Genomic DNA, 12,712 nt, shown 5'->3' with positions numbered 1-12,712 from the left:
CAAGGACCGTCCGTGCGCGGGTGCCGTGCGCCGCCGCTTCGTCCCTGACCTTCCTGGACGATGCCCGATGAACGCACAGCTCTCCGCCCTGCAGCAACAGGCCCAGCAACTCTCCGAATCCGTGACCCGGCCCATTCCCGGCTCGCGCAAGATCCACGTGCCCGGTTCGCGCCCGGATCTGCAGGTGCCGATGCGGGAGATCGCGTTGACCCGCACCCCGACGCTGTTCGGCGGCGAAGAGAATGCACCGGTCACGGTCTACGACACGTCGGGCCCTTACACCGATCCGGGCGTGCGTATCGATCTGTCCGCCGGCCTGCCGGCACTGCGTCGCGGCTGGGTGGAGGAACGTGGCGATACCGAGCAGCTCGAAGGCCTGAGTTCGTCGTTCGGGCGTGATCGCGAGCACGACCCGAAGCTTGATGCCGTGCGCTTCCCCGCGCGCAGCCTGCCGCGTCGTGCACGGGCAGGCGCGAACGTCACCCAGATGCACTACGCGCGCCGCGGCATCATCACCCCGGAAATGGAATTCGTTGCCATCCGCGAGAACCAGCGGCTGGAAGCGATCCGCGATGCGGGCCTGCTGCAGCAGCATCCGGGCGAGGCGTTCGGCGCTTCGATCCAGAAGATCATCACCCCGGAGTTCGTGCGGGATGAAATCGCGCGCGGCCGCGCGGTGCTGCCCAACAACATCAACCATCCGGAAAGCGAGCCGATGATCATCGGCCGCAACTTCCTGACCAAGATCAATGCCAACATCGGCAACAGCGCCGTTTCCTCGGGAATCGCCGAGGAGGTAGAGAAACTGGTGTGGGCGATCCGCTGGGGCGGTGACACCGTGATGGACCTGTCCACCGGCAAGCACATCCATGAAACCCGCGAGTGGATCATCCGCAACTCGCCGGTGGCGATCGGTACGGTGCCGATCTACCAGGCGCTGGAGAAGGTCGACGGCCGCGCCGAAGCACTGACCTGGGAGATCTTCCGCGACACACTGATCGAGCAGGCCGAGCAGGGCGTGGACTACTTCACCATCCACGCCGGCGTGCTGCTGCGCTACGTGCCACTCACCGCCAAGCGGGTGACCGGCATCGTCAGCCGCGGGGGCTCGATCATGGCCAAGTGGTGCCTGGCGCACCACAAGGAGAATTTCCTGTACACGCATTTCGAAGAGATCTGCGAAATCATGAAGGCCTATGACGTGACCTTCTCGCTGGGTGACGGCCTGCGCCCGGGCTGCATCGCCGATGCCAATGACGCCGCGCAGTTCGGTGAGCTGGAAACGCTGGGCGAGCTGACGAAGACTGCCTGGAAGCATGATGTGCAGACCATGATCGAGGGCCCCGGCCACGTGCCGATGCAGCTGATCAAGGAGAACATGGACAAGCAACTGCGTGAGTGCGGCGAGGCGCCGTTCTATACGCTGGGGCCGTTGACCACCGATATCGCACCGGGCTACGACCACATCACCAGCGCGATCGGCGCGGCGATGATCGGATGGTTCGGCACGGCCATGCTCTGTTACGTGACGCCGAAGGAGCATCTCGGCCTGCCCAATCGCCAGGACGTGCGCGACGGCATCATGGCCTATCGCATTGCCGCGCATGCAGCCGACCTGGCCAAGGGCCATCCGGGGGCGCAGGTTCGCGACAACGCATTGAGCAAGGCGCGCTTCGAGTTCCGCTGGGAAGACCAGTTCCACCTTGGCCTGGATCCGGAGAAGGCCAAGGAGTTCCATGACGAGACGCTGCCGAAAGATGCGCACAAGCTGGCCCACTTCTGCTCGATGTGCGGCCCGCACTTCTGTTCGATGAAGATCACCCAGGATGTGCGTGACTACGCCGAAGCCGGCATGAAGGAGAAGTCGGAGGAGTTCCGCGCGGCTGGCGCAGAGGTCTACCACCAGGGATGACGAGCAGCCGGGTGCCGGCCGCTGGCCGGCGGCCGGTTGTGCAGGGGCCGGGAGGAGTGCTGGCCAGCGGCCGGCACCACCGCTCATCACGCCGCTCCCCGCTATGCTCCGCGCATCACCCTGGGGGAAGGACACCATGCCCGTTGCCATGACCACCCGTTGGCTGGCCATTGCCCGCCGTCATCCTTCGGCCTGGCTGCTGGGTGCCCAGTTGATCGCGGTGCTGCTGTACCCCGCGCTGGATGACACCGCTGCCGGCCGCGCGGCGCTGGGCATGTTCGGCATGGCGGTACTGGGCCTGGCGCTGTGGGTGGTCCAGCGCAGCCCACTGGGCACCTGGCTGGCACTGCTGCTGGCCATCCCGTCGGTGGTGTTCTCGCTGGCCGGTGCATTGCTCGACCGCAGCGCACTGCTGACCACCGCACAGTTGCTGGAGAGCCTGCTGTACTTCTATACGGCCGGCGCCCTGATTGCCTACATGCTCCAGGACCACAAGGTCACCCGCGACGAACTGTTCGCCGCAGGCGCGACATTCACCTTGCTTGCATGGGCATTTGCGTTCGCATTCGCGGTATGCCAGCAGTGGTACCCGGGCAGCTTCCAGGGCACCGGCGGAGGCTCGCAGCGCAGTTGGATGGAGCTGCTTTATCTCAGCTTCAGCTTGCTGTCTGGCGTCGGCTTGAGTGACGTCGTGCCGTTGCATCCACAGGCACGCGCACTGGTCATGCTGGAGCAGTTTTCCGGCGTGATGTACGTGGCTTTGGTGGTTTCGCGGCTGGTCGGATTGACCATGTTGCGGCGCATGTGAAAATGAACGCCAGATAAAAATTTCGCGCCCGATAGGGCGCGAATGATGTCGCAAATTATGTGAATGCGTCGGCGAGAGAGAGCCTGATGTCGACCACGCGATAGGCGAGGTAACTTGCATAGGCTAGTATTCGCGCGCTCGATTGTTTTTGCGGTATGCGCCGATGCTTTGTGCGGAGTCTGGCTTTTCGCTGTTCCCAGGACGGGGCGGTATCGAAGGCAAACACTGCCCGGGACCTGTCTCTACTGTGTAGCAGAAAATGAACAGCAGCGAAATCCAGTTCCCGGTATCCGATCGGATCCGGATAGGAGAGTGCACCGTCACTCTGTCCTCGCGCGAAGTCGAGGTCGTCGGCGCGCGTCGCCCGCGCCGGCTGACGCCGAAGGCGCTGGGCGTGCTGCGCGTGCTGCTGCGGCAGCCGGGCCGCGTTGTCACCCGCGACGAGTTGTTCGCCGAGGTATGGCCGGACACGCTGCCGACCAACGATGTGCTGACCCAGGCCGTCACCCAGCTGCGCAAGGCGTTCAGCAACGACGACGACAACGGCCAGGCCTACATCGAAACCATCGCCAAGACAGGCTATCGGCTTCTGGTCCCGGTGCAGGTGCTGGACGATGCCGAGCCCGTGGCCGCAGGCGTCCCCGACGACGAAGGCATGGCCGCGCAGCCGGTGACCACTGCTGCGTTGCCTGCGCATCCACAGGCAGCGCGCCGCCGCTGGCGCCATATCCGTCGGCGCGTGCTGCTGGTGCTGGGCGTGTTGATGCTGGCCACGCTGCTGGTGTTGACCACGCTGCTGCTGCGTCGTGCACCGGCCGGCAGCTCGCCGGTGGAGGCTGCCGTGGAGAACGGTACGCGGGTGATCGGCAGCCCGCAGCGACCGTATCGGTTGATCACCGCAACCAGCGGCTTCGAAACCTATCCCACGCTGTCACCGGACGGTTCGCTGGTGGCCTATGAGGGCGCCAACGAGGATGGCAACGGCGGTGGCGCGATCAAGCTGCAGACCTCCGGCAACGCACCGGCGCGCCAGTTGCTGGCGCCACCGGCCGGTGCCGTCGATCGCTTCCCGAACTGGTCGCCGGATGGTCGCGAAATCGCCTTCGCGCGGTTCTCCGCCGACGGCGGCTGCCAGGTACTGATCGCCAGCGCCACCGGTGGCGCACTGCGCCAGGCCACACGCTGCGATGGCACGGAGCTGCTCAGTTTCGACTGGACGCCAGATGGGCGTGGCCTGGTGTTCGGCAGCATGGTCGGTCGCTACGCGCACCGTGGCATCCGCGTGCTGGACCTGGCCAGTGGCCAGTGGCGCGCGCTGGCCTACAGCGTCGACCAGGATGACTTCGACTACGCACCGCGTTATTCGCCTGATGGGCAATGGCTGGTGTTCGTGCGCAACCCGCAGCTGGGTGATCTGTGGCGGGTGCCAGCCGCAGGCGGTACGCCCGAGCAGTTGACCGATGAAGCGGCAGAGCTGCGCGGCTGGGCCTGGCTGGACGATGGCCGAACCATCGTCTTCGGTCGCCGTGTCGATAGCGAGGCGCGGCTCTATTACCTGGACGTCGAGCGGCACACGTTGCGCGATGCCGGCCTGGATGATGCGCAGTGGCCAGCGGTGTCGCGACGCGGTGGCATGCTGGCGTTCGTCCACCGGCGCGCGCAGTTCGGCGTGTTCAAGGTGCCGATGCAGGGCAGCGGCTCGCCCGAGCGACTGTTCGCCTCCAGTGGCCGCGATGGGCAGCCGATGGCAGCGCCTGATGGCCGCCAGCTGGTCTTCACCTCCGATCGTTCCGGCAGCTTCGCCCTGTGGTGGGCGGACATGCAGCGACCGGATTCGCTGCGTCCCATCGAAGGGCTGCGGCCGGAAGCGCGGCAGGCGCCTGACTGGTCGGCCGACAGCCGGCAGTTGCTGGTGGTTGGCCGCGATGCGCATGGGCGCACGGTGCTCTATGAAATCGCGCCACGCGATGAACGCCTGCAACCCTTGCCGGTTCCGGCCGAACAGCCGTTGCAGGCACTGTATGGCGCCTCGCCGCAGCAGCTGTTTGTGGTCGAGCGCGATGCCGACCAGCGCACGCGGTTGAGCCTGTTCGATCGCAGCGTCCAGCCCTGGCGCCGATTGGCCAGCATCGATGGGGTGTCGCAGGCGCGCTTTGACCGGAGCAGTGGCCGCGTGTTGTTCACCCGCTTGGCCGCCGGTGGCCTGTGGTCGGCGGATGCCGCGTTGTCCCCGGCCAGCGTGCAGCAGATCAGCGATGACCGGCCCAGCCGCTGGCGATACCGGGCCTGGACCGTGACCGGCAACAGCGGCATCGGCTACCTCGGTACCTCGACCACGTGTGGCACCACCTTCGTGCGCATCCAGCCCGGCCGCGAGGAGCCGGAACGTTGCCTGGACGCAGAACGGCTCAGCGCCGGCAACGGGCTCAGTGCCAGCGCCGACGGAAAGGACCTGTTCGTGGCGATGGCGGTCAGCGATGGCGCTGACATCGGCGTGATGCGGTTGCCCGAACGCCCGCCTGCACTGTTCCCCGCATTCTCCAAGTTGTTGTTGTTCAAGGGAAATGGGCCTTCGTAATTTCTTCGTCGGGATCTCGTCGCGAATTCGTGGCGATCTCGTCGGACCTTCCTGACGCAGTGCCGCCTGATTTGGCAAAACGGAGTCCTGTACTAGGCAAATCCGTGGTGCCCCCATGCGTCAACTCTCGCTGGCCGATCGCGGCCAAACTGTTTCCCTGGACCGGTCGCTCGACGACGTCGCACCGACCTGCCTGGGCGTGGCCCGGCTGGGCAGCCTGCAGACCGCCGGCTCCAGCTTCACTGTCTGGATGCAGGTGCGTGGCAGCTCGTGGGTCGAGGCCAAGGAAGGGCGCTTCCGCCTGCGCCAGGGCGAGTGGATCGCGTTCGAGAAGGAATCGCGGCCGCTGGTGCAGGCCGGTCGCAACGGGTTGTGCGTTGGCCTGAACCTGAACATCGAAGCGCTTCGCGTGCTGACCGAGATGGCCGACTGCGGCCTGTATGCAGGTCGTGGCCGGATGAACCGCACTGATGCGCGCGTGGCGCTGCGCCTGTGGCGCGACGCGCTGGCCAGCGGCCAGCCGGCACAGGCCCTGCGCCCGCTGCTGCTGCACCTCGCGGGCCTGCAGCGCGGCCTGGCCGACAACGTGCAGCGCTGCCCGGGCCGCTCGCGCAGCCGCAAGCGCCAGGTGTTCGGCCGCATGCAGCGCGCGCGCCTCTATCTGGAAGGCAACAGCCACCGGGTGGTGCGAATCGGCGAACTGGCCGAGCTGACCAACTTCTCCAGCTGGTACCTGTCCAAGACCTTCCAGAGCCTGTACGAGGAAAGCCCGCAGTCGCTTTCGGCACGACTGCGCCTCGAACGCGCCGCTGATCTGCTGCGCGACACCGACATGATGGTGGGCGAGGTCGCTGCCGCCAGCGGTTTCGACAACTGCTGCAGCTTCGCGCGTGCGTTCCGCGCCCGCTACGGCCAGTCCGCATCGCGCTTCAGGGAGAACGGCGGCTTGCTCCCGCCACAATCCGCAAAGTCTCCGGTTGGTTCGCGCAAATACAGCGCTGCAACGCAATCGTAACGTGCTGGGGTGTTTTAACACGCTGCTAACACGTACCTTGGAGAGATAGATGAACGTTCGTAATCCCGCAGTGCGGTTCGGCTTGCTGCCGGCCGGCATTGCGCTGGCGCTGGCGCCGGCCTTTGCTTCGGCGCAGGAAGCAAAGGGCACCACCGACCTGGACCGCATTTCGGTCACCGGCTCGCGCATCCGCGGCGCTGCCGTTGAAACCCAGCAGCCGATCGTCACCCTCAGCCGTGAGAACCTGGAAAAGCAGGGCTACACCTCGGTTGCTGACGTCCTGCAGAACCTGACCTCGGCCGGTTCCCCGGCCATTTCGCGTTCGGAGTCGCTGGCTTCGGGCGAGAACGTGGGCGGCTACTACGTCGACATCCGCAACCTGGGCGCCCAGCGCACCCTGGTGCTGATGAACGGCAAGCGCCTGGGCGCAACCACCGCCGGTTACCAGGATCTGAGCCAGATCCCGATGGCGGCCATCGAGCGCATTGAGATCCTGAAGGATGGCGCCTCGGCCATCTACGGTTCGGACGCCATCGCGGCCGTGGTCAACGTGATCACCCGCAAGCGCTTCGACGGCGCTGAAGCCAGCGTCTATGTCGGTCAGTACGGCAAGGGCGACGGCGACACCGAAACCTATTCTTTCACCCTCGGCAGCATGGGCGAGCGCGGCGGTGTCACCATGTCCGCCGAGTATTCCAAGCAGGATCCGGTGTGGGCGAAGGATCGTTGGTTCAGCCGTGACGGCAACGCCGGCCCGAACTACCCGCGTTCGGGCGCCAGCCCGATCAACCAGAAGGGTGGCTTCTGCGACCCGTGCGTCACCCCGAACTTGAAGCAGGGCGAGCCGGGCTATGTCGGCCCGAGCGACCAGCGCTGGTACACCCTGCGTGACGGCGGCAACCCGGCCAACCGCGCCGACTACCGTCTGGAAACCTCTGCTGACGCCGTCAATGCCAACGAGCAGATGATGGTGCAGACCGGTATCGAGCGTAAGTCGCTGTACGTCAACGGCAACTACGACTTCACCGACGCGATCTCGTTCAACGCTGACGTGCTCTACAACGAGCGCAACACCACCCAGCAGATCGCGGGCTATCCGTACCAGTCGGCGTCCTTCGGCACCCCGCTGTCGGCCGACAGCGCGTTCAACCCGACCGGTGAAGACCTGACCTTCCGACGCCGTCTGTGGGAAGTGCCGCGCACCACCGAAAGCCAGGTCAAGACCCTGCGCTTCGCCCCGAGCATCAGCGGCTTCTTCGACTTCGCCGGCAAGACCTTCGACTGGGACGTCGGCGCGCTGTGGAACCGCAACGAAACCACCAAGCGTGGTCACGGCGACATGAGCCTGATCGCATCGGAACAGGCGCTGGGCGCTTCGTTCATCGGTGCTGATGGCGTCGCCCGCTGCGGCACCAGCATGTCCGATCCGCTCGCCACCAGCGGCTGCCGTCCGTGGAACCCGCTGCTGCCGTTCGGCGTTGCCGGTGCCGGTTCGCTGGCCGACCAGGCCACCCAGGACTTCTTGTTCCCGTACTTCACCGATACCGGTCTGACCAAGACCACCAGCTTCACCGCCAACCTGTCGGGTTCGATCGTGACCCTGCCGGCCGGTGACCTGGGCTTCGCCGTGGGCGTCGAGCACCGCAAGGAAGAAGGCCGCTTCTCGCCGGACGCCTTCGCGCAGTCGGGCCAGTCCACCGGCCTGGGCGCGCAGACCACTCAGGGTGAGTACTCGCTGGACGAGGTCTACCTGGAACTGAACGTGCCGGTCCTGGCGGACATGCCGTTTGCCAAGGAACTGACCCTGAATGCTGCGACCCGTTACTCGGATTACAGCAACTTCGGCGACACCCTGAATTCCAAGTTCGGCTTCACCTGGCGTCCGCTGGACGAGCTGCTGGTTCGCGGTACCTGGGCTGAGGGCTTCCGTGCTCCGACGATCGACAACCTGTACGGTGGCCTGAGCAGCAGCTTCGAGTCGTACACCGATCCGTGCGGCATCACCGCGCCGGGTTCGGTCAACGGCAACGCGGCCTGCTCGGCGGCGGGCGTCCCGGTTGGTTACACCCAGCTGGGCCAGGGCCTGATTCCGTGCACCTCGACCCCGTGTGCGACGCCGGACCAGTTCATCTCGGGTGCCAACCCGAACCTGACCCCGGAAACCTCCAAGAGCACCACCATCGGCCTGGTCTGGAGCCCGCGCTGGGTGCAGGGCCTGGACATCTCGCTGGACTGGTACAAGTACGAAATCAGCGACATGATCATCGCTGACAGCGTCGACCGCATCCTGCGTGACTGCTACGTGTTGGGCGATGCTTCGCGTTGCGCCGCACACACCCGTGCAGGCGATGGCCACATCAACGGCATGACCTACGGCCTGGCCAACCTCGGCCAGATGGAAACCCAGGGCTACGACCTGGGCATCAAGTACCGCCTGCCGGAGCTGGCCATCGGCCAGTTCGCGATCGACTGGCAGACGAGCTACCTGGCCAAGTACGACGAGCAGGGCCAGAACGCTGACGGTGACAACATCACCATCGGCCGTGTGGGTGAGCCGGGCCTGTTCCGCGTGCGTTCGAACCTGGGCCTGACTTGGTCGAAGGGTGACTTCGGCGTGGCGTACACCGCGCGTTACTACTCGGGCATGAACGAAGCCTGCGTGGCCAACCGTCCGTGCGACGACGCCGACCGCTACCAGAACGGTGAGAAGTCGCCGCTGCGCAAGACCGGCTCCAACACCTTCCACGACCTGCAGGTCAGCTGGAAGGCACCGTGGGATGCCACCATCGCGCTGGGCGCCAACAACGTGTTCGACCATAAGGGTCCGATCATGTTCACCCAGCCGAACTCGAGCTTCGCCTACTACGGCGGCTTCGACGTGGGTCGCTTCCTGTACATGAAGTACACCCAGCGCTTCTGATCCATCGAAGTGCGATAGCAGAACGAGGAGGGCGGACCGCAAGGTCCGCCCTTTTCATTTCTGTAAGGAAATTCTGATCATGTCGAGAAGGTGAGTGCAGTCACTGTCTGCTCTTGTCACATTCAGCACAGTAGGCGCGTCCAATACCGGACACTGGGAGATGGATATGAAGCGCACGCTTTTCCGCCAGGTATCGGCCGCAGTCCTGATCTATGCAACGCTGGTGGGCTCGCTGTCCGCACAGAACATCATCGTCTGCGGCGGCGGTGTGTACTGCGAGCAATTCCGGCTGGAGTGCCTGGCCAAGGGCAACGCCCCGGCCCTGTGCGAGCGCCAATGGCGTCTGTGCGTGCTGGACGCCTGTCCGCAGCGCTGAGACAGGAAAAAGGGCGCGTCCGTTGGACGCGCCCTCATGCGAGGCGGAGGCAGGCGCCCGCGTGCCGCTCAGGCGTCAGTGGGTGTCAGTCCCATCAGTGCATTGGCGTGCTCGCGCCATTGCGGCAGTTTGTTCAGCACGCCTGCACGCTGCAGGTAGTCCTCGTCCACCGGATCGCCATTGACCAGCGCCAGGGCCACGTGCACCGCGCCGGTCACCCAGAAGCTGCGGGTGTTGGCGCGCTGCGGCTGCAGGTGGAAGGCCACCGCTTCGATGATCGGCATCGGCAGGCCCCACAGGCCCAGCAGGTAGGCGCCGGCCTCGGCATGGCCTGGGCGGGTATCGCCGGCCAGCGCGGGCTCGCTGCGCTCGTTGCGCACGCCGGGCAGCAGCAGGCCGATGTCGGCCAGCAGTGCGGCGGTCGCCCCCAGTTCGGCGCTGGACTCGGGCAGCAGGCGCGCGGCCAGCCGGGAGGCGAGCAGGGCGCGCTGCTGCAGTGAGTTGCGCTCGGCAGCCGACAGCGTCGGCGCGGAGAACACTTCGCTGGCCAGCACCAGGTCACGCAGCGTGGCCAGGCCCAGCCGGGTGACTGCGGTGCGCAGGTCGGCAATGGTGCGGCCCTGGCTGAAGAACGCCGAGTTCGACAGCTGCAGCACCTTGGCCGCGATGGCCGGATCGGCGGCGACCAGCTTGGCCACATCGGCACTGTCGGTATCGTCGTCATGTTCCAGGGCCTGGGTCAGGCTCAGGTACAGGTGCGGTGGCGATGGCAGTTTCTCGATACGGCCGATGGCATCGCGCAGGCGCGGGCTGTCCAGCACTTCGCGCAGTTCTTCCAGGCTGGTCAATGCCTCCAGCAGCACTTCCGGCGCCAGCGGCAGCGGCAGGAAGCGGTGGGCGACACCGATCAGGCGCGCCGGCGGCGGGCGGTTGCCATGGTGTGCATCGACCAGCGCGATGCGGATGGTTTCCGGGCGCAGTGTCCGGATCTGGCCCAGCAGCGTGGTGGCATTGAGATCGGGCAACTGCGGGCAGACGATCACCGCGTCCACGCCCTGCGTGGCCACCGCGGTCATCGCGGTCTGGCCATCGGCGGCGGTCAGCGGCTGCCAGTCTTCCCCAAGATCGGCAATGAATTCGGTCAGCTCAGCCGGCAGGCTGGCTGCATCCCCAACAAGCAGAATACGCACGACACGTTCCCCTGGCTGTCTCGACGATGGATGTCGATGACGTGTGAAGTGACGCAATTTACCTAATACGGCAGCAAGAGTGATGTGCCGTCGTCATGAAACGTGACCCGCATCGCTCCGACAGGGTATCGCCGGAGCGATGCGGTTCAGGCTCAGGCCTTGCTGTCGAGATGGCGCTGGTGCGCCTCGATCAGGATCTGCTTGGCCTCAGCGGCGCCACCCCAACCGTCCAGCTTGACCCACTTGCCCTTCTCCAGATCCTTGTAATGCTCGAAGAAGTGGCCAATGCGCTCCAGCCAGTGGCTCGAGACCTGGGCGATGTCTTCGACGTGGGCGTAGCCGCTGAAGATCTTCGAGACCGGCACGGCCAGGATCTTCTCGTCGCTGCCTGCCTCATCGCTCATCTTCAGCACACCGACCGGACGGCAGCGCACGACCGAGCCCGGCACCAGCGGCAGCGGCAGCACCACCAGCACGTCGGCCGGATCGCCGTCGCCACACAAGGTGCTCGGCACGTAGCCGTAGTTGCACGGATAGCGCATCGGGGTGGACAGGATGCGGTCGACGAAGATCGCGCCGGTTTCCTTGTCCACTTCGTACTTCACCGGCTCCGAGTCCTTCGGGATCTCGATGATGACGTTGATTTCTTCCGGCGGGTTCTTGCCGGGCGAGACGAGTTCCAGGCCCATGGTGTGCTCCAGGTGGGGATATAGACGGATAGCTCACCATTTTATGCCTTTGCCGGGCGCTGTGCAGGGTAGGGCAGGGCCGACCTGGGTGCTCGGCCATGGCGGAGGAGCCAGAGCGGGGTTTCCCGATGGGTTCGACCCGGTCCCCGCGGCAGGCTGGACGTCCTTGCCAAGGAGACTTGCCATGAACTGGAACCGCTTGGGCTGTTGTGCCTTGCTGCTGCTGGCGCCGCTGCCCGCGCTCGCGCGCGGGTTGCATGTCAACCTGATTGACTATCCCTCCGACGAGGCCGGATGGGACCGTGCCTTTGCGCTGGAGGACGCGGTCGCCGGCGAATTCGCCGCATGGTGTGCCGACACCTTGTGTGAAGGTGATTACAGCAACTACCGGGTGATGGAGTTCCGCTGCGCCGTGCTCGCCCACCGCGGCACCGTGCAGCGCTGTGTCTGGGTGGTGGCCGCCAGCGAGCTGGAGGTTGAGCCCGACACGGGACACGTGCGGATCGACAACGGGAGCTGGGTCTGTCCGGTCGAAATGCAGCCCGGGGTGCCCGTCGACGCGTTCTACGCCTCCCTGGAAGCGCCGGGCGGCCTGACCGCGCCTTTGCCTGGGCTTGACCACGGCATCTTCGATGGGTTGCCTGAATGCCTGCGCACGCAGGGGAGGGTGGGCTGATGGGGAGCTTCCGTAGATGCTGGCTGTTGTGTGGCGTGCTGTCTGTCAGCCTGCCGTGCGCCGGTGTCGCGCAGGCTGCGCCTGCGTTCGTCGATGCGCGGGATTACGCCGGCCCGGGGGGCGGCCACGAGCGTTTCCTTGCTGCCGAGCGGCAACTGGTGCGTGGCTTCGATGAGGTATGTGGCGATACCTTCTGCGAGGGCGAGTACATCAATCTGTGGGCCATGCGCCTGCGCTGTTCCGTGGACCAGGCCACGGGGGTGGTTGTCCAGTGTGTATGGACCTTCGCCGGTAGCAACACCAGGGTAAAGTCCAGCGGCCTGATCACGGTCAACCGCGGACGCTATGCCTGCGTGCTGCCGCTGGCAACCGGAACACGCCTGGAAACCCTGTTGCAGGTGTGGGAAACGGGGGACGGGTTCGATGCGTTGCACGCGCCGCTGCCCGGCACGACTGCCAATACGTACGACGCACTGGTTGATTGCCTGTAGTCCCGGCAACGATACGAATGTGACTTATTCGCATTACCGGAGTAGCATGCGCGGTGC

At 65.6% G+C, this 12,712-nt stretch carries 10 protein-coding genes; 8 read left to right on the top strand and 2 right to left on the bottom strand.

Annotation, left to right across the window (positions count from 1 at the left end; translation table 11 throughout):
- Positions 1-67 precede the first annotated feature (67 nt).
- From thiC to ACS0OT_RS16445, 6 genes are all read left to right on the top strand, one after another.
- Positions 68-1,912, top strand: a complete 1,845-nt coding sequence (thiC, locus tag ACS0OT_RS16470) for a phosphomethylpyrimidine synthase ThiC (RefSeq protein WP_139727624.1) — start codon at positions 68-70, stop codon at positions 1,910-1,912.
- Positions 1,913-2,048: 136 nt separating this feature from the next.
- Positions 2,049-2,720, top strand: a complete 672-nt coding sequence (locus ACS0OT_RS16465) for an ion channel (protein WP_050562719.1) — start codon at positions 2,049-2,051, stop codon at positions 2,718-2,720.
- Between the two features lie 259 nt (positions 2,721-2,979).
- The gene (locus ACS0OT_RS16460) at positions 2,980-5,298 is read left to right on the top strand and encodes a winged helix-turn-helix domain-containing protein (protein WP_065178349.1); all 2,319 of its coding nucleotides are present in this window, start codon (positions 2,980-2,982) and stop codon (positions 5,296-5,298) included.
- A 115-nt stretch (positions 5,299-5,413) separates the two neighbouring features.
- The gene (locus tag ACS0OT_RS16455; RefSeq protein ID WP_053497516.1) at positions 5,414-6,313 is read left to right on the top strand and encodes a helix-turn-helix transcriptional regulator; all 900 of its coding nucleotides are present in this window, start codon (positions 5,414-5,416) and stop codon (positions 6,311-6,313) included.
- A 49-nt stretch (positions 6,314-6,362) separates the two neighbouring features.
- Positions 6,363-9,233, top strand: coding sequence for a TonB-dependent receptor plug domain-containing protein (locus ACS0OT_RS16450; RefSeq protein WP_032954497.1), 2,871 nt, complete (start codon positions 6,363-6,365; stop codon positions 9,231-9,233).
- Between the two features lie 166 nt (positions 9,234-9,399).
- Positions 9,400-9,609 (top strand): hypothetical protein, encoded by a 210-nt coding sequence (locus ACS0OT_RS16445; RefSeq protein WP_032954496.1) that lies wholly within the window; start codon positions 9,400-9,402, stop codon positions 9,607-9,609.
- Positions 9,610-9,677: 68 nt separating this feature from the next.
- Here ACS0OT_RS16445 and ACS0OT_RS16440 read toward each other — a convergent pair whose 3' ends face one another.
- Positions 9,678-10,799 carry an HDOD domain-containing protein gene (locus ACS0OT_RS16440; protein ID WP_065178351.1) on the bottom strand — a complete coding sequence of 374 codons (1,122 nt, stop codon included), beginning with the start codon at positions 10,797-10,799 and terminating at the stop codon, positions 9,678-9,680.
- Positions 10,800-10,951: 152 nt separating this feature from the next.
- On the bottom strand, positions 10,952-11,488 hold the full coding sequence (gene ppa, locus ACS0OT_RS16435; protein WP_005410935.1) for an inorganic diphosphatase: 537 nt from the start codon (positions 11,486-11,488) through the stop codon (positions 10,952-10,954).
- Between the two features lie 184 nt (positions 11,489-11,672).
- Here ppa and ACS0OT_RS16430 point away from each other — a divergent pair, with 184 nt between their 5' ends.
- Both ACS0OT_RS16430 and ACS0OT_RS16425 read left to right on the top strand, forming a co-directional pair.
- Positions 11,673-12,164 (top strand): hypothetical protein, encoded by a 492-nt coding sequence (locus ACS0OT_RS16430; RefSeq protein ID WP_005419076.1) that lies wholly within the window; start codon positions 11,673-11,675, stop codon positions 12,162-12,164.
- 35 nt (positions 12,165-12,199) lie between these two features.
- A complete protein-coding gene (locus tag ACS0OT_RS16425) occupies positions 12,200-12,655 on the top strand; it encodes a hypothetical protein (protein WP_081275746.1) in 456 nt (151 codons plus the stop codon).
- Positions 12,656-12,712 lie beyond the last annotated feature (57 nt).

The sequence above is a fragment of the Stenotrophomonas maltophilia group sp. RY12688 genome (assembly GCF_052149045.1).
Classification (GTDB): Bacteria; Pseudomonadota; Gammaproteobacteria; order Xanthomonadales; family Xanthomonadaceae; genus Stenotrophomonas; species Stenotrophomonas sepilia.
This window is presented reverse-complemented; position numbering and strand designations above follow the sequence as displayed.